We start from the raw sequence: 21,486 nt of genomic DNA, 5'->3' as shown, positions 1-21,486 counted from the left end.
TGCGTATTCACTTCATTGCGTGGCGAAGCCGGTCCAACGCCAATCTGATGCGGGATTTGATCGTGCCAAGGGGAAGCCCCGTCTGTTCCGCGATTTCGCTATGCGACAGATCGCCGAAATAGGCCTTTTCGATCAAGTCCCGCTGTTTCTCGGGCAGGGCGGCTATGGCACGCCCCAGTTGTTCGCTTTCCTGTTGCAGGCTCAGGATATCGGCCTGATCAGGTTCTTCTTCGGGGCCCCACACCAGATCTTCGGGTTCGGGGCGGCGTTGCTTGCGCAGCGCGTCAATCTTGCGGTTCCGTGCGATGGTGAACACCCAGGTGGCGACAGAGGCGCGAGAGGCATCAAACAGATGCGCCTTTTGCCAGAGTGTCGCCATCACCTCCTGTGTGCATTCTTCGGCCAGGGTTGCGTCTGCCCCGGACCTCATCAGGAACGCTTTCACCCGCGGTGCGAAATACTGGAACAGCTCGGCAAAGGCGGCCTGATCCTGAGCATCCCGGATACGGGTCATATGGCTGATCCAGTCGGTTGGATCGTATTTGGTCTTCATGGCCAACGGCTGCGCCTTCGCGGACAAATCTGTCGTGGGCCTTGTCCTACCACGCAGGGCGCGCGGGGACGAGGCGACATTTGGCTCCGAAGGGTCAACAAGGTTGAACATGGTGAGGAATACGCAGGCATACCGTCACCGGATCACCGACGATCTGATTTTTCTGTAAATCATCCAAATCGCGATCTACTGCGTATTTCCACACAAGACCTACCCCAGCCTATCGGAGCAAACACCTCATGCCATTCGAAGCGGGCCGCGTTGCCCCAAGAAAAATAGCCGTCATCGGAGCAGGAATCTCGGGCATGGGGGCGGCGCACATGCTGGCCGAAACCCATCATGTGACACTGTTCGAAGCCGAGCCGCGTCTGGGTGGTCACGCCCGCACCATCGTTGCCGGCAAGAACGGCGATCAGCCGGTCGATACCGGCTTCATCGTGTTCAACTATGCCAACTACCCGCACATGGCCGCGCTCTTTGATCGGTTGGACGTGCCGGTGACCAAATCGAACATGAGCTTCGGGGCCTCGCTCAAAGGCGGGCAACTGGAATATGCGCTGACCAGCCTCTCGGCCCTTTTCGCGCAAAAGCGCAATCTGGTGAACCCCAAGTTCATCGGCATGGTGCGCGACATTCTGAAATTCAACGCACAGGCCCTGATCATCGCGCAGGATCGCAGCCTGACCACCGGACAGTTTCTTGAGAAACTGGGCACGGGCGACTGGTTCCGCGACTACTATCTCTTGCCGCTGTCGGGCGCGATCTGGTCCACCCCCGTCGAACAGATCATGGAATTCCCCGCCCATGCCATGATCCAGTTCTTCGAGAACCACGCCCTGCTGAACACGACGGGGCAGCATCAGTGGTATACGGTGCAAGGTGGGTCGGTCGAATATGTTCGCCGTCTTGGCGATGCGATGCGCGCACAGGGCGTCACCTTCCGACTGGGCACACCCGTCGATGCCGTCCGGCGCCCGCATCTGGGGGCCGAGATCAAAGTCAAGGGCGGCGAATGGGAAAGCTTCGACGAAGTGATCTTCGCCACGCATTCCGACGATTCCCTGCGCCTGCTGGCTGATCCGACGCCGGACGAGAAAGCCAATCTGGGCGCCATCGCCTATCAGCCCAACGATATCGTGCTACATGCCGATCCCGCCGTGATGCCGCAGCGCAAGGTCGTATGGTCCTCGTGGAACTATACCGAGATCATGGGCAAACAATCCGACAAGATCGATCTGACCTATTGGATGAATTCTTTGCAGCCCATCCCCAAGGATGACCCGCATTTCGTGACGCTGAACAGCACCCGACCGATCCGCGAGGATCTGATCTATGATCAGGTGACACTGCGCCATCCGGTCTATGATCTGGCCGCATTGGCCGCTCAGGACCGCGTGCGCCTGTCCAACGGGACGCGCAACACATGGTTCTGCGGCGCATGGATGCGCCACGGCTTCCACGAGGATGGCTTGGCCAGTGCCGTCGATGTCGTCGAGGCGCTGCGCCGCACCGATGTGTCACTGGTGGCTGCCCAGTGAGCCGGATCGACCATATCGCAGGCCACACATGGCATGGCCGCAAGGGCGAGGTCGAGAACGCCTTTCGCTATGGTGTAGACTACGTCCTTTTGGATGCAGAACGTCCGCAGCAGGCCCCCGCTCTGTTCGGGCGCAACCGCGCCAATCTGACCTCGGTCTGGGATAGCGATCATGGCGGTGCGCCCAGGCAGGGGCGCGGCGCCCCCTGGGTGCGCGACGTGCTGGCCGCCAATGGGATCGAAGCGCCAGCGCGAATCGACTTGCTGACGCAACCGCGCGTGCTGGGTCATGTGTTCAACCCGGTATCCTTCTGGCTGTGCCATGACGCGACAGGTGGATTGCGTGTGGTGATAGCCGAGGTGACGAATACCTTCGGCGACCGTCACTCCTATCTGGTGCATCGCGACGATCACGAACCGATCACCGCGCAGGACAGGATGCGCGCGACTAAATTGATGCATGTCAGCCCCTTCCAGCCGGTCGAAGGTGGCTATGAATTCCGCTTCGACATCAAGCCGGACCGGATCGGGATCTGGATCGACTATACTGGCGGCAATGGCGGGGTGATCGCCACGCTGGTGGGGGCGCGCAAGCCCCTGACGAATGCCGGTATCCTGCGCGGGGCCCTCCGTCGTCCCTTCGGATCGCGTCGGGTGCTGGCGCTGATCCATTGGCAGGCGCTCAAACTCTGGTGGAAGGGTGCCGCCTATCGCCCCCGTCCTGAACCGCCGGTGGAGGAGGTCAGCCGGTGACATCACAGGCGGCAACCACACCGACGACAGCGGCAGGCTCGGTCAGCCTGCGGTCGGTCTCGCTTCCGGCTTACGGTGTCTTCGCCGCCCTGCTCGCGGCGGCGGGTTTGCCGATCTATATCCACGCACCCAAGGCCTATGTCGATGACTACGGCGTGTCGCTCGCCGCCCTCGGCGCGGTGCTGTTCGGGCTACGCCTGTTCGACGTGGTGCAAGACCCGTTGCTGGGCCGTCTGGCTGGATTTCTGCGCAACCAGCGTGCGCTGGCCGTCACTGGGGGCGTGATTCTCATGGTCGCCTCGATGCTGGGCCTGTTCGCCGTTACCCCGCCCATCTCCCCCCTGATCTGGTTCGCCATCATGCTGGCCGGTGTCTTTTCGGCGTTCAGTTTCCTGACCATCTGCTTTTACGCCCAAGGCGTGCAGACCGCCGACCGGTTGGAGGGTGCAGGCCATCTGCGACTGGCGCGCTGGCGTGAAACCGGTGCGTTGCTGGGCGTCTGCGTGGCAGCGGTGACGCCTGTGATGCTGGGTGGTTTCACCGGCTTTGCCTTGGGTTTCGCCCTGCTGGGTCTGACCGCACTCTGGCTGATGCGGAACGAATGGGGCAGCGAGGGCGCCATCCCCGAAGCGGGTTTTGCTCCGGTGTTGGCCGATCCGATAGCACGCCGCCTGCTGCTGATCGCACTGGTCAATGCGGCCCCCGTCGCGGTCAGTTCGACGCTTTTCCTGTTCTTCGTGGAAAGCCGCCTTGCCGCTCCCGGATGGGAAGGCCCGTTCCTGCTGCTCTTCTTTCTGTCGGCCGCCATCGCAGCCCCCTTCTGGAGCCGTGCAGCCGAACGTTTCGGGCCGAAACGCGTGCTTCTGGCGGGCATGGTCCTTGCCATCGCCGCCTTCGCCTTCGCCATCACGCTGCAAGCGGGCGATACCATCGCCTTCGCCCTCATCTGCATCGCATCAGGTGCCGCACTGGGCGCTGACATGACCCTGCTGCCCGCCATCTTCGCCACGCGCATGGCCAGAATCGCGCCGGGTGCCTCGAGTGCCTTCGGCCTGTGGTCCTTCGTGTCGAAACTCTCTCTGGCCTTCGCGGCCATCGCGCTGCTGCCCGCGCTGGAAACAGCGGGGTTCCGCGCCGGGACCGACAATTCCGAAAGCGCGCTCTGGGCGCTCAGCCTCGCCTACGGGCTGGTGCCCTGCCTGCTCAAGCTGCTGGCCATCGGCCTGCTGGCCACCACCAACTGGAAGGAGGACTAGATGACGGATCCTATCCTTTTCATGGCTTTGGGCGCTCTGTGTGTGCTCGCTCTGATCTGGGCAAAAACCCGGTTCTGGTCCTTTCTCTCCCAACGACCCGAGGATTACGCCAGCGGTATCCCTCAATTCGACCTGCGCGAACATCTGAACGGCCCCATCCTTTGCGAGGGCGTGATCTATGGTCCGCTGGGCCGTGTGACCTCGCGTTTCGTGGGCAAGTTCGATGCCCGCTGGGACGGCAACCGCGGCATCATGCGCGAGCATTTCATCTATGACAGCGGTGCGACGCAGGATCGCGAATGGCGGCTGGAACTGGGTAATGACGGGCGGATCAAGGCCGATGCGGATGATCTGGTCGGACCGGGAAGCGGCCAGATGACCGGCTCGGCGGTGCAATTGAAGTATCGAATCCGTCTGCCCGAAGATTCGGGGGGGCATGTTCTGGACACGGTGGACTGGATGTATCTTGCGCCGAATGGAACCGTCATGAACCGCAGCCAGTTTAGAAAGTTCGGGATACCTGTGGCGGAACTGGTCGCCACGATGCGAAAGGTGGATGCGGCATGAATGACTGGCAAGGCAAACGCTACTGGCTGATCGGCGCAAGCGAGGGGCTGGGCGCGGCCCTCGCCCACAAGCTGAACGCAGCAGGGGTCGAAGTCGTCGTCTCCGCGCGGAGCGAGGATCGCCTCAAGGCGCTGGTGGCCGAACTGCCGGGCAAGGCGTCCTATGTTACCGTTGATGTCAGCGATCGCGCCAGCGTGGAGGCTGCCGCCGAACAGGTCGGCCAGATCGACGGGATGATCTATCTGGCGGGTGTCTACTGGCCGATGAAGGCGCAGGCCTGGGATGCCGAGCAGGCCGAAGCGATGGCCGACATCAACTTCACCGGTGCAGTCCGCGCGGTGGGCGCCGTGATCCCGCAGATGGTGGCGCGCGATGCAGGGCATATCGTCATCACAGGTTCACTGTCCGGCTTCCGTGGTCTGCCCGGCGCCATCGGCTATGCCGCCTCCAAGGCGGGCACCATGTCACTGGCCGAAAGCCTTTACGCCGATCTGCGCAAGACCGGCATTCGCGTGCAGGTAGCCAATCCCGGATTCATCCGCACACGCCTGACAGACAAAAACGACTTCTCGATGCCTTTCCTGATGGAACCTGATCAGGCCGCGCAAGAGATGTTCGAGCTGATGAATGATCAGGGCACGTTCAAGCGCAGCTTTCCCCGTGTATTCAGCTGGCTGTTCCGCCTGTCGCAGTTCATGCCGGACTGGATGTATTATCGGCTCTTTGCCTGAGATCAAGGACGCTTCCATTTGGAGGGATCATTTCTGTCTGGCATAGTGCCAACAGGAGGACCCCGCCATGCTGGAAATTTCCGTCAACAAAGTTGCGCAGGTCGTGTTGATGTCGCGAGAGCTGGACCGGGCCGAGGGAGAGCTGCGTGCCTTCATCGAACGGCTCAGCGATGACGAGCAGATCAGCCTTGTTGCGCTGATGTGGATCGGTCGCGGCACGTTCGAACCTGAAGAGCTGGCCGAAGCGATCCAGACGGCCGCCGAAGAGGCAACCACACCCACCGCAGATTACCTTTTGGGAACACCCCATCTGTCCGACCACCTGGAAAACGGTCTGGACGCGTTGGGCATGTCGGCCATCGACGAAGAAGATGATTTGATTCGAGGCGGTTAGCACCCTTGACGGATGTCTTCCGGTGCCTTTTGGTCTGCCGTTGTGCAATTTTGCACCAAGATCGTGCAGCCATTCGCATTTCGACCCGATTTCGACGTCGCGTCAGCCATCACGAATTCCCTGACGTGGCGATGACAGAAGCGTCATGCGTGAGCAACAATTCAGAGTCCACCAAGGGATAAAGAAATAACTTATTGAAAATAAATATTAATTTTTGAAGTACGTGCATCTTGGGCAAAAGTTTCACCTTTCAAGATCGCAAGTTCACACGTTCCCTTGAGCAGGCGTGTTTTGAATGTGCGCTCATGCAGGGTCATATTGGGTGCAGATCAAGAACGATCGCAACCAGACATCAAGGAGTTACACCATGAACCGTATTATCATGACCGCTATCGCCGCCGCCACTTTTGGATCCGTTGCCTATGCTGGCGACATGGCCGCAAACGACACGCTCGCAACCCGTTCCGAGCCCGCATCCGTCACCGTGTTCGAGCGTGACCGCGGCATCTCCGGCAGCGACACCATCGCCGCAACCGCTGGCGTGCCCTCGATGGTCGACGCTGGTCTGGTCCTCGAACCCCGCGAGCAGGCGATTGCAGAAGACGGCCAAGTGACTGTCTACAGCTTTGCCGCTCCGGCAGACAACAGCGCCCTGACCTTCTCGCCGCGCTAAGCCCTGACTTCAGACGCGGTTCCTCCCACGCGTCTGTCTGAACAGCTCCCCGTTGTTCGGAAAAACCCCGCCCCGGTTACCCGAGGCGGGGTTTTCAATTTTCATCCGATACGCTCTCGCGGTTCAGGCGGCGGTTCGGTCCACGATCTGAAGATGTTGCGCCAGCTTGTCGATCTCGGCCATCCAGCGGTCCACAAGGCGCGGATCATGCGGCGCGGCCGAAACACCGGCGGGAATCTCGCGCGCCAGAACCGATTCGACCGCAAGCGATACGGGCACCGAGACCAGCCGTGCCATCGCCGTGCCACGCGCATCGCCCCAAGCATCCATGACATATGACTTGTGCCAGACGGTCTTGCCGTCCTTCTCGGCCTTCAGTTCGACACACAGAACTACGCGGTCCGGCTCGCCCTCGTCATAGGCGTTCTCGGACCAGAACTGATCCGACATTACCTTCAGCCGTGCGTCACCCTCTGGTCCGCTCAGGGTTTCGATCTCGGAAAACACGCCGGCCCAGGCATCAGACCAACCATTCAGGCGCAGCGTGCCGCGCACGAAATCACGCACCGGCCAGGCGGGATCAAAGCGATAATCCGCGATGAAGGGCACCGAATCCCGGTTCGGATAGACTTCAAACGTCTCGGGCGTGGGCAGCGGCGCGTCATAGCTGCTCAATGCGTTCCACGGGCGGTCCACCCGCAGTTCCGAAAAGTTGCGGATCGACCGCGACGGAGAACGCAGCGCCTTGAGCACCCCCAGCGGCGACCAGCTGAACTTGTAGCGGAAGGCATTGGCGATCTTGGGCACACCCCCGCAATAGGACAGGAAAGAAATCGCATTCTGCGGATCGTAGGCGTCCGAGGCGCGGTATTCCGCCACCAGATGATGTGCCATCAGATGGTCGATACCCGGATCAAGCCCCACTTCGTTCACCGAGCGCAGCCCCTTGTCCCGGAACGCCTCATCCAAAGCGCGCATCTCGGGCGCGATATAGGACGACGACACGAAATGCGCGTCCTTCTCCAGACACAGCTTGGCCAGCGGCACATGCCAGTCAGCAGGCAGCATCGACACGACGACATCACCCTTGGCCAGCGCCGCGCCCAGGGCGTCTATGTCGAAAGCCTCGATCCGGTCGGTCAGATCACCCACCGCCTTGCGCGCCTTCTCAACCGACCGGTTCCAGACAGCGACCTCATGCCCCGCCTCGATCAGGCGACGCAGACCGGGGATGGCCGAGAGGCCGGTGCCGCACCAGTGAATGGTCATGGGTGTTCCTTTCCTTATTTGAACTTCAGCTTGGCTGTGACGATGGCGATCATCGCCGTGACCGAAACGATATTGGCCAGAATCAAGGGCCAGTCGACGATCATGATCCCGTAGACCAGCCACAGCGAGACCGTGGCCAGAAACAGCAACTGCGCGATCAGCGACAGGCTGCGCGTATCGCGTGTCCGCCAGACCTGAAGGGCCTGCGGGATCCAGCAGATCGTCCCAAGGACGGCAGCGGCATAGCCGATGTAAAGAGGCGTCATGTCAGACCTTTGCCAGATGGGTCAGGAACGTGTCACGCGCACGCCCCCAGACGCCGGTTTCAAGAGAATGCAGTTCCAGAAGGGTCGGCAGCAATTGGTCCGCGTAATCCTGCGAACTTTCCACCGGCAGCATCGAGGGCAGATTGTCGATCGCGGTCACGTCCAGCGGTGGCGCATCATGCACGCGCAAGGCGGGTTCCGCCCATGTTGTCGTGCGATCATAGACCTTGATCGGAGAAAAATCACTGGTCGGGTCGCAGGCGATATCGCCGATCACCGTCAGATTGCGCGGATCGGTCGGCGCGCTCGCGGGCACGAACACGGGCGTGCCGGGCCGGGCGAGGATGCAGTTGAGGAAAATCTCATGCTCCATGATCTGCGGGAACGGCCCACCGCTGGCGGTCTCGGCCATGTCCCAGCGCGTGACTTGCAGTCCCATCGCCTCGCAAAGGTCGGATGCGCCGGTGCCCACACGCCCCAGCGCACCGATGACGATGGCGCGGGGACGGTCCTGCGCGATGCTGCGCATCTCTTGGGTCAGGTCCGCCACCAGGGCGTCACGCCCGGCATAAACCCCGATCGGCCCGCAGATTCCGCCCCTCTGCTGCGCGATCCAGCATTTCAGCGAGACAGCAGCCCCCGCGAATCCCGCCCAATAACCAAAGGCCGCGACCCGGCGGCCGTTCGCATCGACAAGATATTCCAGATCGTAAAGCGTGCCGCCCCCGGCCTTGAACCGCTTGAGCAACTCTTGCCCGGCCGGTTGTCCCTTGAAGGCATGGCCGAACATGATGTGACGATGCGACAGAGGTGTTCCATCCTCGGGCAGTTCCTTCAGGCCGAAGATGATCGCATCTGCAGGCGCACCGGGCCATGCGTTCTGCGCGGCAATATTGGCGCCAGCGCGGCGATACCCTTCGATCGGAATCGCGCGGACATCGCTGTCCTCGACCGTGACCCGCACACCGGCCTTGATCAGCGCGGCACAACCTTCGGGAGTCAGGCCGACCCGTTCCTCATTGGCGCGCTGTTCGGCGCGCACCCACAGATGTGTCATGTTCAGGTCTTTCAGCAGGTGAATTGGCCCGCACCATAGACAAGGCCAAGAGCGTCTTAAAGATGCGTTTGTGCGTATTGCCGGTCGGGCCGGTCCAGATGCGGCACTGCGTTGAACTGGGTCAGCGCCATATCACTGCCCAGCCGATGCAAGCGGTGCACGGATGTATTCATGATCGCAATGCAGGCCCGCGCAAAGGCAGGCGTGCCCAACCCCATCGTTTGCCGCAGCACCATCCCGATCAATCCACCCGATGTCACCACCAGCGCAGGACCACGTCCCCCCGCAATCTCGGTGATCGCATCGGTCACCCGTGCCGTGAAATCGGCGAATGTTTCGGGCGGGCTGTCGATCTCGTCCGCCTCCCACGCAGCCAGAAGACGCGGCATGTAGCTGACGAAACCCTCGCGCGAGTCGGGCAGGGCCGCGCCGTGTTGCGTTCCGTAAAGCTGCGCCAGCGTGAAGAATTCCATCTCGTTCAGCCGCGGGTCCTGCACGATCTCGGCATATTGCCCAGCCCCCATAGCGGCGGCTGTTTCCAGATGCCGGATCAGCGTGCCGCAATAGACGCGGCTGATCTGCTCGCGCGTCTCGGTCAGATGCTCGCCCAGCCACGCCGCCTGCTGATGGCCAAGGGGGCTCAGCTTGTCATAGCCATGTTCGTCCCGTGCCCCGGTTTGGGCCTGTCCATGCCGGACAAGGGTGATCTGCGACATCCGCCTCTCCATCTGACTGCGCCGCAGACCTAGGCCAGCACCGGCGGCAGCGCAACCGCCAAGCCGCGCACTGGACATCCCCGGCGGATGAAGATTGTGTAACAGCCGACAGACAGGAAAGGGCGTCGGATGCAGGTGAATGGCGAAAGGTTTCTCAAGGATCTGCATGATCTGCGGCAGTTCGGGGCATCAGGAATCGGAAAGGGCGTGGTCCGCCCGGCCTATTCCGCAGCCGATATCGCTGCGCGCGAATGGCTTGCAGGGCGGATGCGCGACGCGGGGCTGGAGCCGCGCTTCGATGCGGTGGGAAACCTCTTCGGTCTTGCCCCCGGACGTTCCCTTCTGATGGGATCGCATAGCGACAGCCAACCCGAAGGCGGGTGGCTCGACGGGGCGCTGGGTGTCGTCATCGCCCTCGAAATCGCCCGTTCCACGCAGGAGGCTGGCGGCCCGCCTGTCTCGGTCGCCAATTTCCAGGACGAAGAAGGCCGCTTCGGTGTCACCACCGGCAGCGCGATCTGGGCGGGGCAACTTCCGCTGGCGCGTGCCGATACCCTGACCGACAGCGCAGGCGTCACCTTTGCGGCGGCGCGGGCCGCGATGGCGCATCTGACGGGCGAACCCATCGACCCCAAACGCTTCACCGGCTTTGTCGAATGTCACATCGAACAGGGGCCGTGGCTGCATGAATCCGGGCAGGCCGTCGGGGTGGTCACCGACATCGTCGGCATCCGCGACATGACCATCACGATGGAGGGCGAGCAGAACCACGCGGGCACCACACCCATGCACCGCCGCCGCGACGCGTTTCAGGCACTCTCGGCCTTCAACGCCGCGCTGAACGACCGTCTGCGCAACATCGTGACACCGCAGTCCGTCTGGACCATCGGTCATGTCAGCCTGCATCCCGGGGCCCATTCCATCGTGCCGGGGCGGGTGGAATTCTCGATGCAATGGCGCGACGGCGACACGGCGCGCCTCAAGCGGATGGAGGATGTGATCCGCGACACCGTTGCCGAAATCGCCGCCGCCCATGGCATGAGCCTGTCCTTCTCGGACATGCTGGGGCTGGAATCCGTGGCAATGGACCCGTCCTTCCGCGCCGCATTGGGCAAATCCGCTGAATCCCACGTTCCCGGCCGCTGGCGCGAGATGCAATCCGGCGCGTTGCACGACGCAACCAATGTCGCGGCCCTGATGCCCGCCGCGATGATGTTCGTGCCGTCCATCAATGGGATCAGCCACGCCTTCGCCGAAGATACAGCAGAAGACGACTTGCTGACCGGGCTTCACGTCATGGCTGCCGCGCTCCCCGATCTGGCAAAGACCCGCTGAAGCTTCTTCTTGCCGGAAATATCCCGGGGTCCGGGGTGGAACCCCGGTCCTGACCTATCCGGTCCAGACCACATCACCCACAAAGATATAGCCCGCGCCATAGATCGTCTTGATCAGGCGCGGGTTCTTGGGGTCCTCGCGCAGCTTGGTGCGCAGCCTAGAGATGCGCACATCCATCGCCCGGTCGAAACTGTCGCCTGCCGCCCCGCCCAGAATTTCCTGCATCATCGCGCGTGAGATCAAGCGCTTGGGCCGCTCCAGAAACAGGCGCAGCACCTCGCCCTCGGCATGGGAAAAGGGTGTCTCGGCTCCACTCTCATCCCTGAGCGTGTAGCTGTCGAAATGCGCGGTCCAGCCGTTGAAGCGCGCGGTCTGGCCGGTCTGGGTCGTGACCTGCCCGCGGCGCAGGCGGGCGCGGATACGGGCCACGACCTCGGCAGGATCGAAGGGTTTGATGATGTAGTCATCTGCCCCCAGTTCCAGCCCCGTCACGCGATCCTGCACCTGCGCGCGTCCCGAGATGATGATGACAACCGCCCCCTGTTCCAGCGCCAGCCGATGCACCAGCGTCAGCCCGTCCCGGTCAGGCAGGGACAGATCGACCAGACAGATATCCGGCGTCGCGGTTTTCAATGCCGCCTCGAACTCCGTGGCGCGCCCAAAACTCATCGTGCGGAACCCAGCCTCGGTCAGCGCATGGGCCAGCATGTTCCGGATCGCCGGTTCATCGTCCAGAATCGTGACAAGAGGCGCGGTCATTCCGGCGTAGCCCCCCTTTGCAGAAAGGCATGCAGGCCTGTGGCTGTGAAGGGCTTGGTCAGCACCGGAACCTGCGCGCTCGCGGCGACATGACAGGGATGATCGGGCGGCAAGGAGGTCATCAGCAGGCAAGGTGGATGCCCCTCGGGCAGACGGCCCAGAAGGTCCAGTCCGGTGGCATCCCCTTCCAGCGTGATATCCGACAGGATCAGCGAAATATCAGGCAGTTGCGCCAACAGGGCCAGTGCTTCCTCCACGGTCGCGGCCTCGATCACCGCATGCCCCTGATCGCGCAGCATCTCGCGGATGCCCGCGCGCAGGTCGGGGCTGTCCTCGACCAGCAGCACCAGCCCCGGCACCAGCGGCAGGGCCGAGGGGCGCAGCGGCAAGCGCAGCCGAACCTGTCCACCGCTCTCGGTATTGCCGATCCAGACACGGCCTCCGGCCAGCTTGACCATGTCATAGACCATGGCCAGCCCCAGACCCGTGCCTTCGCCGCCCTTGGTGGTGAAGAAGGGCTCCAAGGCATGTTCCAGCGCCGCCTCGGAAAATCCGGGGCCGGTGTCGCTGACAGTGAACTCGGCCCATGTATCCTGCAGCGCCGTGACATCCAGCATGATCTCACCCGCCGCGCCACAAGCGTCGCGCGCGTTCAGGATCAGGTTCAGAAGCGAATCCTGCAACATGCCGGTATCCAGCATCAGCGCGTCATGGGCGATGTCATTGCGGATGGTCAGGGTGATCCCCGGCGGCAGCGCAGGGGCGGCCAGCGTGTCAAGATCAGCCAGCACCGCGCGCAGATCGGCCGGTGCGGGGTGCCATTCCCGCGCGCCGGTGATATCGGCGATCCGGTTCAGCAGCGCGCCGCCGCGATGGGCTGCGGATAGTGTTGCCGTCACCAGATCGCGCGCATCAGGCGGCAGGCTCATCCGTTGCAGACGCGACTGGCTGCCAAGGATGATCGTCAGCAGGTTCGAAAAATCATGCGCCATCCCGCTGGTCAGTTGCGCCGCCATCTCTCGCCGCCGTGTCTGTTGCAGGGCGCTGCGGGCCTGCGTTTCCTCGGTCACGTCCATCGACAGGATATAGACCCCGTTGATCTGCCCATCCGGGGCACGATCCGGGGTAAAGGCCGCGCGGATACGGCGCGAGCTTTCCTCGTCGTTGAACTCAAAAACCGAGGGCGTGCCGAAGAAAGCGGCATCCAGATGCGGCTGGATCGCGGCATAGGCAGACTCGCCCAAAGCGGTGCGGATCGGCAGGCCAAGGATATTCGCCGGACGCCCCGGCATCACCACCCCCAGCTTGCGGTTCGAAAACGTATAGCACCGGTCACGTCCCACATGCGAAATATGGGCCGGCATCATCTCGGTCGTCAGACGGGTGCGCGCTTCGGTTTCGGTCAGCTGGCGCTTGGCCTCCTCCAGTGCCGTGACCGTCGCCTCCAGCTTGCGGTTGGTCGCGCTCAGTTCCTCGGCATAGGACAGCACCTTGTCACTCAACTCGGCCGACCGGGCGCGCAGCAACGCCTCCTGCTGCTTGGTGCGGGTGATATCGGTGTAGACCGTCACCCAGCCCCCCTGCGGCAGGGGCGAGCCTTCGACGCTGATGCTGCGGCCGTCCGGGCGCAGGCGCTCCATGTAATGCGGCTCAAAGGCGCGGGCCTGTTCGACACGCATCTGCACCGCAGCGTCCAGATCCTCGACCGGCCCATATTCACCCCGGCTGGCCAGAAAGCGGATCGTGTCCTCGAAGGCGGCCCCCGGCGTGGTCAGTTCCGGAGGCAGGCCGAACATCTCGCGGAAGGGGCGGTTGCAGACCACAAGCCGCAAATCGCTGTCATAGATCGACAAGGCCTGCTGGATCAGGTTCAGCCCGGCCATGGTCATTGCCGATGTATCAATCTGTCCCGTGCTCATGATCATCCCTCTGGTGGGACATGGCTAACACTCCGCGACGCGCCCGCCTAGGGCCAAGGGCCGCGAATCGTCCTGTTACAATTCGTAACAATTGGGAAATCATCAGGAAAAAGTTGACGTAGAGCGTAAGGGGTGCACCATCAAAGATCGGTAAAGAATCGCCGCTCAAGGTGGTCACCGGCCCGGAGGGAGAACGGGCACAAGGGAGGAATAGATTTGGCACAGTCGTCACAGGCGACCGGTGGACACACGTCCATACCGGCGCTGTTGCAGCGCAACGCCCAACGGTTCGCGGACAAGCCCGCTTACCGTGAAAAGGAATTCGGCATCTGGCAGACATGGACGTGGAAGGATGTTCAACGCGAAGTGAACAATCTGGCCCGCGGCCTGATCAACCTTGGTGTCAATGAGGGTGATTTCATCGCCATCATCGGCAGCAACCGGCCACAACTGTATTGGTCGATGGTCGCGGCGCAATCCGTGGGCGCGGTTCCCGTGCCGCTCTATCAGGACTCGGCCGCCGAAGAGATGGCCTATGTGCTGGACCATTGCGGCGCGCGCTTCGTGATCGCCGAAGATCAGGAACAGGTCGACAAGGTGATCGAGATTCAGGATCGCCTGCACCAGTTCGAACATATGATCTATCTCGATCCCCGCGGATTGCGGAAATACGACCACTCCCACCTGCATGACTTCAGACATGTGCAGGAACAAGGCCATGCCGCGCGCGATGAATTGACGCCCGAACTCGAGCGGCGCCGCGCCAAGCTGGACCTGACCTCGACCTGCGTGATGCTCTACACTTCGGGCACCACGGGCAAACCCAAGGGCGTGGTCCTCAGCAATCGCAACATCATCGAAAGCGCTCAGAACTCTTCAGAGTTCGACAATCTCGGGCCGGGCGAGGAAATTCTGGCCTATCTGCCGATGGCATGGGTGGGCGATTTCATCTTCTCGGTCGGGCAGGCCTATTGGACGGGCTTCTGCGTGAATTGCCCCGAAAGCGCCGAAACCATGATGACCGACCTGCGCGAAATCGGGCCGACCTACTACTTCGCCCCGCCTCGCGTGTTCGAAACCCAGTTGACCAGCGTCATGATCCGGATGGAAGACGCCAGCCGCATGAAGAAATGGCTGTTCGACACCTTTATGGCCCATGCCCGCAAGGTGGGCCCGTCGATTCTGGACGGCAAGCCCGTCGGGTTCATGGACCGTCTGAAATATGCCTTGGGCAACATCCTGGTCTATGGCCCGCTCAAGAACACGCTCGGGTTCAGCCGTGTCCGCATCGGCTATACCGCCGGTGAGGCGATCGGCCCCGAGATCTTCGATTTCTACCGCAGCCTTGGCATCAACCTGAAGCAGCTTTACGGCCAGACCGAAGCCACGGTGTTCATCACCATGCAGCCCGATGGCGAGGTGCGCTCGGATACCGTGGGTGTGCCAGCACCGGGGGTCGAGCTGAAGATCGGCGACAATGGCGAGGTTTACTACCGCAGCCCCGGCGTTTTCGAATGTTACTACAAGAACCCCGAAAGCACCGCCGATACCAAGGATGCCGAAGGCTGGGTCGCCACGGGCGATGCGGGCTTCATCGAAGAAAGTTCAGGGCATCTGCGGATCATCGACCGCGCCAAGGACGTGGGCAAGATGGCCGATGGCCGCCTGTTTGCGCCCAACTACGTCGAGAACAAGCTGAAGTTCTATCCCAACATCCTTGAAGCCGTGGTCTTCGGCAATGGCCGCGATCGTTGCATGGCCTTCATCAACATCGACCTCAGCGCCGTAGGCAACTGGGCCGAACGGAACAACATCGGCTATTCCTCCTATCAGGAACTGGCCGGTCACCCGAAGGTGCTGGATCAGATCCAGTCCCATGTCGAGGAGGTCAACCGCTCGGTGGCCGAAGATCCGATCCTGTCGGGCTGTCAGATCCACCGCTTCCTGATCCTGCACAAGGAACTGGACGCCGATGACGGCGAAATGACCCGCACCCGCAAGGTCCGCCGCCGGATCGTCGAGGACAAGTATAACGATCTGATCACCGCGCTGTATGACGGATCAGAGCGGATCAGCACCCGGACCGAAGTCACCTATGAGGACGGGCGCAAGGGATACATCAGCGCGACGCTCGAAATCCGCGACGCAGCGGTGCAACCGGACACCACGCAGAAGATGGCAGCAGAATGAACCAGATGAGCACGGAAGGTTACACCACCGCTGACGGCCGCCAGATCGGTGGCGTGTTGATGGAGATGAAGAACATCACGCTGCGTTTTGGTGGCGTGAAGGCGATCACCGATATCAGCTTCGATATCCGCGAAGGCGAGATCCGCGCGATCATCGGCCCGAATGGTGCGGGCAAATCCTCGATGCTGAACGTGATCTCGGGCTTCTACGTCCCGCAGGAAGGCGAGGTCTGGTTTCGGGGTGCAAAGCGCCCGCCGATGAAACCCTATCAGGTGGCCCAGCAGGGCATCGCCCGCACCTTTCAGAACATCGCCCTGTTCGAAGGGATGAGCGTTCTGGACAACGTGATGACCGGCCGTCTGACGCATATGAAAACGGGCATGGTCGCGCAGGCGATCTGGAAAGGGGCCGCCGAGAAGGAAGAGGTCGAGAACCGCGAAGTAGTGGAAAAGATCATCGACTTTCTGGAAATTCAGGCGATCCGCAAGACCCCCGTGGCGCGTCTGCCCTACGGTCTCAAGAAGCGCGTCGAACTGGCGCGCGCCTTGGCCGCCGAGCCCAAGCTTCTGCTGCTGGACGAACCCATGGCAGGGATGAACGTCGAGGAGAAAGAGGACATGTCCCGCTTCATCCTTGATGTGAATGACGAATTCGGCACCACCATCGCGCTGATCGAACACGATATGGGCGTTGTGATGGACCTGTCCGACCGCGTCGTCGTGATGGATTACGGCAAGAAGATCGGCGATGGCACACCCGACGAGGTGCGCAACAATCAGGCGGTGATCGATGCCTATCTGGGGGTGGCCCATGACTGAGCCCCTTACGACCAAACCCGTCACCACGATCCACGGTTTCGCAGGGAGTGTGCCCCATGCCTGAACAACTTTTCTTCGCGCTGGAAGTGATCCTGAACGGCCTGATGGCCGGGGTTCTCTATGCGCTGGTGGCGCTGGGTTTCGTGCTGATCTACAAGGCCAGCGGCATCTTCAACTACTCCCAGGGCGTGATGGCCCTCTTCGCCGCCGCCACGCTGGTGGGGATCATGGACGGTCAGGTGCCCTTCAGCCACCTGATCAACGCGATCTTCGGCACCAATGTGCATCATTTCGGCTGGCACATTCCGGCCCTTCTGGGGATCCTGCTGACCATGGGGGTCATGGTTTTCCTGGCCTGGGCCGTGAACCGCTTCGTGTTCAAGCATCTGGTCAATCAGGAACCGATCATCCTGTTCATGGCGACCATCGGTCTGGCCTATTTCCTTGAAGGTCTCAGCGATCTGATGTGGGGCGGTCAGCTCAAGACGCTGGATGTCGGCCTGCCGCAAGGCATGAACGCCACGCTGGATGAAGTGACGTTCAACCTTTTCGGCTACGGCTTCTTCATCGACAATCTCGATATCGTGGCCTCGATCGTGGCGCTGATCCTCGTGGTCACGCTCACGCTCTACAGCCAGTATTCCAAGCAGGGTCGCGCTCTGCGTGCGGTGGCCGATGACCATCAGGCCGCCTTGTCCGTGGGAATCTCGCTGAACTTCATCTGGATCCTCGTCTGGTCCATCGCGGGCTTCGTGGCGCTGGTCGCAGGCATCATGTGGGGCGCGAAATCAGGGGTGCAATTCTCGCTCTCGCTGATGGCGCTAAAGGCGTTGCCCGTGCTGATGCTGGGCGGCTTCACCTCGATCCCGGGTGCCATCGTGGGCGGGCTGATCATCGGCGTGGGTGAAAAGCTGTTCGAATTCACGCTGGGCGGCATGATGGGCGGCGCCACCGAAAACTGGTTCGCCTATGTGCTGGCGCTGATCTTCCTCGTGTTCCGGCCGCAGGGTCTGTTCGGCGAAAAGATCATCGAAAGGGTCTGACGATGCGCAAGCTGATCGCCATCATCAATGTCGTCGCCTGGTCGGGGTTCTGGGCCTTTGGATATCTGGCCCTGACCGCCGGGGACCTGACGACCTCGCAGATCACCACCGCCAGCCTTCTGGCTGGACTGGGCTTCGTCACGGGCGTCATCGCCTATCTGAAACTGTCACATGCGACGCCGTCCGTGCGCCACATGTCGAAAATCCGCGAAGAGGGGTAAGGGCAGATGTTCTACCGTGAGGCAGGCGACTTCAAGACATCCTATGTGGATGACAACCAGACCTTCCCGATCAAATTCGACCGCTACCGTTACTATGCGGTGCTGTTCATCGCCTTCGCAATCATCCCCTTCGTGCTGAACGATTACTGGGTGAACGCGGTCTTCATGCCCTTCCTGATCTATGCCATCGCGGCGATCGGGTTGAACATCCTTGTCGGCTATTGTGGACAGGTCAGCCTTGGCACCGGCGGTTTCATGGCGGTGGGCGCCTATTCCTGCTACAAGTTCATGACCGGCGTGGATATCTGGTGGGGCGGCGAATTGCTGTTCCGCCTGCCCGAATTCAACATCTTCTTCAGCGTGCTGATGGGTGGCGTGATGACCGCGCTGGTGGGGCTGTTGTTCGGCCTGCCGTCGCTCAGGATCAAGGGATTCTATCTGGCCGTGGCGACGCTGGCCGCGCAGTTCTTCCTGGTCTGGATGTTCAACCGCGTGTCCTGGTTCTACAACTACTCGGCCTCGGGTCAGATTTCGGCCCCCGAGCGCGGCCTGTTCGGCGTGGCGATCTCGGGACCCAACGCACCGGCCTGGGCGATGTATCTTTTCTGCCTTGTCTTCCTTGCCGCCTGCGCAATCATCGCACGCAACCTGACCCGCGGCTCCTTCGGGCGCAAATGGATGGCGATCCGTGACATGGACATCGCCGCCGAGATCATCGGGGTGGACCCGCTGCGCGCCAAGTTGAGCGCCTTCGGCGTATCGTCCTTCTTCGTCGGCATCTCGGGCGCCCTGTTCTTTGCGATCTACCTCGGCGCGGTCGAGGTGGGCGAGGCCTTCGGCATCCAGAAATCATTCCTCGTGCTGTTCATGGTCATCATCGGCGGCCTTGGCTCGATCTTCGGTTCGTTCGCAGGGGCGGCCTTCCTCGTGCTCTTGCCGGTGTTCCTCAAGAACTTCCTCGTGGGTGGCCTCGGCTGGCCCACCGACCTTGCCGCGCATCTGGAATTCATGATCGTCGGCGCAATGATCGTGATCTTTTTGATCGCGGAACCGCACGGCCTTGCGCAGCTCTGGCGCGTGACCAAGGAAAAATTGCGGCTTTGGCCCTTCCCGCACTAGGGCGGGGGCAAGGCAATCTATTCGAAGGCTCGCCTTCGGACACCACCATCGGAAAAACCAAGGGAGGATAACCCGATGAAACTGAAACTGATCACTGCGGTAACCGCGGCCATGATGGCCGCGGCCCCGGCGATGGCCGACCTGACCTTCTCGGCGCTCAGCTATCGCACAGGACCCTATGCGGCGAACGGCATCCCCTTTGCCGATGGCTATCAGGATTATTTCACCCTGATGAACGAGCGTGACGGCGGCATCGGCGGCGAGCGCATCAACCTGGTGGAATGCGAAACCGCCTATAACACTGAAAAAGGCGTGGAATGCTACGAGGCCACCAAGGGCCAGGGCGTTCTGGTGTATCAGCCGCTGTCCACAGGGATCACCTATCAGCTGATCCCCAAGGCAACCGCCGATGACATCCCCATGCACACCATGGGCTATGGCCGGACCTCCGCCAAGAACGGCAAGGTCTTCAGCCATATCTTCAACTATCCCGCCAACTATTGGGATGGGGCCTCCATCGCGATCAAGCATATCCTCGATTTGAACAACGGCGACATCAGCGGCAAGAAGATCGCGCTCGTCTATCACAACTCGGCCTATGGCAAGGAACCGATCCGCACGCTGGAAGAACTGGCCAAGAAGCACGGTTATGAGTTGACCCTGCTGGCGGTCGATCACCCAGGCCAGGAACAGAAAAGCCAGTGGCTGCAGATCCGCCGCGAGCGTCCGGACTATGTCCTGATGTGGGGCTGGGGCGTGATGAACTCGGTCGCCATCCAGGAAGCCGTGAACATCCGCTATCCCATGGAGAACTTCATCGGCATCTGGTGGTCGGGTTCGGAAAACGACGTGCTGCCCGCTGGTGAAGGTGCCAACGGCTACAAGGCGCTGACCTTCCACAACCTCGGCTCTGACTATCCGCTCTATGCCGACCTTCAGAAATACGTGAAGGACGCAGGCAAAGCGGCCGGCGCAGGCGACCAGATGGGCACGGTGCTCTACAACCGTGGTCTGTATGCTGCAATGCTGGCGGTTGAGGCTGCCAAGACAGCACAGGGCATCCATGGCACCGCGCAGATCACCCCTGCGATGATGCGTGACGGTATGGAAGCGCTTGAGATCACCGAAGAAAAGATGGCCGCGCTCGGCCTGCCGAACTTCGGCCCGACTTTCAGCGTCTCCTGTGAAAACCATGGCGGTGACGGCTTTGGCGCCGTGAAGCAGTGGGATGCCGCTGCTGGCGAGTGGAAGATGATCACCGACTTCTTCCAGTCGGATCAGGACGTCCTGAACCCGCTGATCGAGGAAGATTCGGCTGCTTACGCCGCCGAAGCCAACATCACCCCGCGCTGCGAATAAGCGCGACGAACTGCGGGCAGCTCTCTCGGCTGCCCGCAGCACCCGGATATTTGAAGCAAGAAGAAGCCTGAACGCTGCTCTTCCAAAAGGTGGGCGCGTTAACCTTAACGGAGCGTGAATGATGCTGGACGCAGGCCGGACCGACGAGACCCTTCTTGAGGTCAACAATATCGAGGTGATCTACAATCACGTGATCCTCGTGCTCAAGGGCGTGTCGCTTAAGGTGCCCAAAGGCGGGATCACCGCGCTTCTGGGTGGCAACGGCGCGGGCAAGACCACCACGCTCAAGGCCATTTCGAACCTGCTGCACTCCGAACGCGGCGAGGTGACCAAGGGCAGCATCACCTATCGCGGCGAACGCGTGCAGGATCTGAGCCCGAACGATCTGGTGCAGAAAGGCGTCATCCAGGTGATGGAGGGGCGGCATTGCTTCGAACACCTGACCGTCGAGGAAAACCTGATGACCGGCGCCTATACGCGCAAGGACGGCAAAGGGGCCATCGAGGCGGATCTCCAGATGGTCTATGATTATTTCCCCCGCCTGAAAGAGCGGCGCAAAAGCCAGGCAGGCTATACCTCGGGTGGCGAGCAGCAGATGACGGCGATCGGCCGCGCCCTGATGAGCCGCCCCGAGACGATTCTGCTGGACGAACCCAGCATGGGTCTTGCACCGCAGCTGGTCGAAGAGATCTTCACCATCGTGAAGAACCTGAACGAGAAAGAGGGCAATACCTTCCTTCTGGCCGAACAGAACACCAACGTGGCCCTGCGCTTTGCCCATTACGGCTATATTCTGGAATCGGGCCGCGTCGTGATGGACGGCCCCGCCGCCGATCTGCGCGAGAACCCGGATGTGAAGGAGTTCTATCTGGGTGTCTCTGAACAGGGCCGCAAATCCTTCCGCGACGTGCGCTCCTACCGCCGCCGCAAACGCTGGCTGAGCTGACGACT

22 protein-coding genes are annotated in these 21,486 nt (G+C 61.6%); 15 read left to right on the top strand and 7 right to left on the bottom strand.

The window, feature by feature from the left end; all coding sequences use genetic code 11:
* Positions 1-7: 7 nt before the first annotated feature.
* Positions 8-553 (bottom strand): sigma-70 family RNA polymerase sigma factor, encoded by a 546-nt coding sequence (locus PVW27_RS15160; protein WP_274559247.1) that lies wholly within the window; start codon positions 551-553, stop codon positions 8-10.
* A gap of 239 nt (positions 554-792) precedes the next feature.
* Between PVW27_RS15160 and PVW27_RS15155 the strand changes: the two genes are divergently transcribed.
* From PVW27_RS15155 to PVW27_RS15125, 7 genes are all read left to right on the top strand, one after another.
* The gene (locus tag PVW27_RS15155; RefSeq protein WP_274559167.1) at positions 793-2,091 is read left to right on the top strand and encodes an NAD(P)/FAD-dependent oxidoreductase; all 1,299 of its coding nucleotides are present in this window, start codon (positions 793-795) and stop codon (positions 2,089-2,091) included.
* The gene (locus PVW27_RS15150; RefSeq protein WP_274559166.1) at positions 2,088-2,843 is read left to right on the top strand and encodes a DUF1365 domain-containing protein; all 756 of its coding nucleotides are present in this window, start codon (positions 2,088-2,090) and stop codon (positions 2,841-2,843) included. The genes PVW27_RS15155 and PVW27_RS15150 overlap by 4 nt, the downstream gene beginning before the upstream one ends.
* Before the next feature lie 47 nt (positions 2,844-2,890).
* Positions 2,891-4,099 carry an MFS transporter gene (locus PVW27_RS15145; RefSeq protein ID WP_274559245.1) on the top strand — a complete coding sequence of 403 codons (1,209 nt, stop codon included), beginning with the start codon at positions 2,891-2,893 and terminating at the stop codon, positions 4,097-4,099.
* Positions 4,100-4,666, top strand: a complete 567-nt coding sequence (locus PVW27_RS15140; RefSeq protein ID WP_274559165.1) for a DUF3833 domain-containing protein — start codon at positions 4,100-4,102, stop codon at positions 4,664-4,666.
* Positions 4,663-5,397, top strand: coding sequence for an SDR family NAD(P)-dependent oxidoreductase (locus PVW27_RS15135; RefSeq protein WP_274559163.1), 735 nt, complete (start codon positions 4,663-4,665; stop codon positions 5,395-5,397). Before PVW27_RS15140 ends, PVW27_RS15135 begins: the two co-directional genes overlap by 4 nt.
* Before the next feature lie 67 nt (positions 5,398-5,464).
* Positions 5,465-5,791: a DUF3775 domain-containing protein gene (locus tag PVW27_RS15130; RefSeq protein ID WP_274559161.1), complete on the top strand. Its 327-nt coding sequence runs from the start codon at positions 5,465-5,467 to the stop codon at positions 5,789-5,791.
* Positions 5,792-6,158: 367 nt separating this feature from the next.
* Entirely contained in the window at positions 6,159-6,464 is a 306-nt protein-coding gene (locus PVW27_RS15125) for a hypothetical protein (RefSeq protein ID WP_274559160.1), read from the top strand.
* Between the two features lie 123 nt (positions 6,465-6,587).
* On the opposite strand, the gene PVW27_RS15120 is transcribed toward PVW27_RS15125, so the two are convergent.
* Genes PVW27_RS15120 through PVW27_RS15105 form a run of 4 tightly spaced genes read right to left on the bottom strand, consistent with a single transcriptional unit; the run spans position 6,588 to position 9,772 of the window.
* Positions 6,588-7,733, bottom strand: a complete 1,146-nt coding sequence (locus tag PVW27_RS15120; RefSeq protein ID WP_274559158.1) for a saccharopine dehydrogenase family protein — start codon at positions 7,731-7,733, stop codon at positions 6,588-6,590.
* Positions 7,734-7,747: 14 nt separating this feature from the next.
* Positions 7,748-7,999: a SemiSWEET family sugar transporter gene (locus PVW27_RS15115; protein ID WP_274559157.1), complete on the bottom strand. Its 252-nt coding sequence runs from the start codon at positions 7,997-7,999 to the stop codon at positions 7,748-7,750.
* A gap of 1 nt (position 8,000) precedes the next feature.
* Positions 8,001-9,056 carry a saccharopine dehydrogenase gene (locus tag PVW27_RS15110; RefSeq protein ID WP_274559156.1) on the bottom strand — a complete coding sequence of 352 codons (1,056 nt, stop codon included), beginning with the start codon at positions 9,054-9,056 and terminating at the stop codon, positions 8,001-8,003.
* A 56-nt stretch (positions 9,057-9,112) separates the two neighbouring features.
* Positions 9,113-9,772 (bottom strand): histidine phosphatase family protein, encoded by a 660-nt coding sequence (locus PVW27_RS15105; protein WP_274559154.1) that lies wholly within the window; start codon positions 9,770-9,772, stop codon positions 9,113-9,115.
* Positions 9,773-9,901: 129 nt separating this feature from the next.
* On the opposite strand from PVW27_RS15105, the gene PVW27_RS15100 reads away from it, so the two are divergent.
* Positions 9,902-11,107 carry a hydantoinase/carbamoylase family amidase gene (locus PVW27_RS15100; RefSeq protein WP_274559152.1) on the top strand — a complete coding sequence of 402 codons (1,206 nt, stop codon included), beginning with the start codon at positions 9,902-9,904 and terminating at the stop codon, positions 11,105-11,107.
* A gap of 54 nt (positions 11,108-11,161) precedes the next feature.
* Here PVW27_RS15100 and PVW27_RS15095 read toward each other — a convergent pair whose 3' ends face one another.
* Both PVW27_RS15095 and PVW27_RS15090 read right to left on the bottom strand, forming a co-directional pair.
* Positions 11,162-11,866 carry a response regulator transcription factor gene (locus PVW27_RS15095; RefSeq protein ID WP_274559151.1) on the bottom strand — a complete coding sequence of 235 codons (705 nt, stop codon included), beginning with the start codon at positions 11,864-11,866 and terminating at the stop codon, positions 11,162-11,164.
* Positions 11,863-13,785: a PAS-domain containing protein gene (locus PVW27_RS15090; RefSeq protein ID WP_274559149.1), complete on the bottom strand. Its 1,923-nt coding sequence runs from the start codon at positions 13,783-13,785 to the stop codon at positions 11,863-11,865. The genes PVW27_RS15095 and PVW27_RS15090 overlap by 4 nt, the downstream gene beginning before the upstream one ends.
* 216 nt (positions 13,786-14,001) lie before the next feature.
* On the opposite strand from PVW27_RS15090, the gene PVW27_RS15085 reads away from it, so the two are divergent.
* From PVW27_RS15085 to PVW27_RS15055, 7 genes are all read left to right on the top strand, one after another.
* Positions 14,002-15,975, top strand: coding sequence for an AMP-binding protein (locus PVW27_RS15085; protein WP_274559148.1), 1,974 nt, complete (start codon positions 14,002-14,004; stop codon positions 15,973-15,975).
* Positions 15,972-16,793: an ABC transporter ATP-binding protein gene (locus PVW27_RS15080; RefSeq protein ID WP_274559146.1), complete on the top strand. Its 822-nt coding sequence runs from the start codon at positions 15,972-15,974 to the stop codon at positions 16,791-16,793. Before PVW27_RS15085 ends, PVW27_RS15080 begins: the two co-directional genes overlap by 4 nt.
* A 56-nt stretch (positions 16,794-16,849) precedes the next feature.
* Complete coding sequence (locus tag PVW27_RS15075) at positions 16,850-17,836, top strand: branched-chain amino acid ABC transporter permease (RefSeq protein WP_274559144.1); 987 nt, start codon at positions 16,850-16,852, stop codon at positions 17,834-17,836.
* A 2-nt stretch (positions 17,837-17,838) separates the two neighbouring features.
* The gene (locus PVW27_RS15070) at positions 17,839-18,057 is read left to right on the top strand and encodes a hypothetical protein (protein WP_274559142.1); all 219 of its coding nucleotides are present in this window, start codon (positions 17,839-17,841) and stop codon (positions 18,055-18,057) included.
* Between the two features lie 6 nt (positions 18,058-18,063).
* Complete coding sequence (locus tag PVW27_RS15065) at positions 18,064-19,176, top strand: branched-chain amino acid ABC transporter permease (protein ID WP_274559140.1); 1,113 nt, start codon at positions 18,064-18,066, stop codon at positions 19,174-19,176.
* A 75-nt stretch (positions 19,177-19,251) separates the two neighbouring features.
* Complete coding sequence (locus PVW27_RS15060; protein ID WP_274559139.1) at positions 19,252-20,535, top strand: ABC transporter substrate-binding protein; 1,284 nt, start codon at positions 19,252-19,254, stop codon at positions 20,533-20,535.
* 121 nt (positions 20,536-20,656) lie between these two features.
* Complete coding sequence (locus PVW27_RS15055; protein ID WP_274559243.1) at positions 20,657-21,481, top strand: ABC transporter ATP-binding protein; 825 nt, start codon at positions 20,657-20,659, stop codon at positions 21,479-21,481.
* Positions 21,482-21,486 lie beyond the last annotated feature (5 nt).

Source organism: Seohaeicola sp. 4SK31, assembly GCF_028802875.1.
In the GTDB taxonomy this organism is placed as follows: domain Bacteria; phylum Pseudomonadota; class Alphaproteobacteria; order Rhodobacterales; family Rhodobacteraceae; genus Seohaeicola.
The sequence above is the reverse complement of the archived record's forward strand: the minus strand, read 5'-3'. Positions and strand labels throughout refer to the sequence as shown.

Coding starts and splice junctions, on each gene's coding strand:
- PVW27_RS15090 (WP_274559149.1), bottom strand. CDS start 13,785: ATGAGCACGGGACAGATTGATACATCGGCAATGACCATGGCCGGGCTG.
- PVW27_RS15110 (WP_274559156.1), bottom strand. CDS start 9,056: ATGACACATCTGTGGGTGCGCGCCGAACAGCGCGCCAATGAGGAACGG.
- PVW27_RS15130 (WP_274559161.1), top strand. CDS start 5,465: ATGCTGGAAATTTCCGTCAACAAAGTTGCGCAGGTCGTGTTGATGTCG.
- PVW27_RS15120 (WP_274559158.1), bottom strand. CDS start 7,733: ATGACCATTCACTGGTGCGGCACCGGCCTCTCGGCCATCCCCGGTCTG.
- PVW27_RS15080 (WP_274559146.1), top strand. CDS start 15,972: ATGAACCAGATGAGCACGGAAGGTTACACCACCGCTGACGGCCGCCAG.
- PVW27_RS15100 (WP_274559152.1), top strand. CDS start 9,902: ATGCAGGTGAATGGCGAAAGGTTTCTCAAGGATCTGCATGATCTGCGG.
- PVW27_RS15065 (WP_274559140.1), top strand. CDS start 18,064: ATGTTCTACCGTGAGGCAGGCGACTTCAAGACATCCTATGTGGATGAC.
- PVW27_RS15070 (WP_274559142.1), top strand. CDS start 17,839: ATGCGCAAGCTGATCGCCATCATCAATGTCGTCGCCTGGTCGGGGTTC.
- PVW27_RS15055 (WP_274559243.1), top strand. CDS start 20,657: ATGCTGGACGCAGGCCGGACCGACGAGACCCTTCTTGAGGTCAACAAT.
- PVW27_RS15115 (WP_274559157.1), bottom strand. CDS start 7,999: ATGACGCCTCTTTACATCGGCTATGCCGCTGCCGTCCTTGGGACGATC.
- PVW27_RS15160 (WP_274559247.1), bottom strand. CDS start 553: ATGAAGACCAAATACGATCCAACCGACTGGATCAGCCATATGACCCGT.
- PVW27_RS15075 (WP_274559144.1), top strand. CDS start 16,850: ATGCCTGAACAACTTTTCTTCGCGCTGGAAGTGATCCTGAACGGCCTG.
- PVW27_RS15140 (WP_274559165.1), top strand. CDS start 4,100: ATGACGGATCCTATCCTTTTCATGGCTTTGGGCGCTCTGTGTGTGCTC.
- PVW27_RS15095 (WP_274559151.1), bottom strand. CDS start 11,866: ATGACCGCGCCTCTTGTCACGATTCTGGACGATGAACCGGCGATCCGG.
- PVW27_RS15060 (WP_274559139.1), top strand. CDS start 19,252: ATGAAACTGAAACTGATCACTGCGGTAACCGCGGCCATGATGGCCGCG.
- PVW27_RS15105 (WP_274559154.1), bottom strand. CDS start 9,772: ATGTCGCAGATCACCCTTGTCCGGCATGGACAGGCCCAAACCGGGGCA.
- PVW27_RS15125 (WP_274559160.1), top strand. CDS start 6,159: ATGAACCGTATTATCATGACCGCTATCGCCGCCGCCACTTTTGGATCC.
- PVW27_RS15155 (WP_274559167.1), top strand. CDS start 793: ATGCCATTCGAAGCGGGCCGCGTTGCCCCAAGAAAAATAGCCGTCATC.
- PVW27_RS15135 (WP_274559163.1), top strand. CDS start 4,663: ATGAATGACTGGCAAGGCAAACGCTACTGGCTGATCGGCGCAAGCGAG.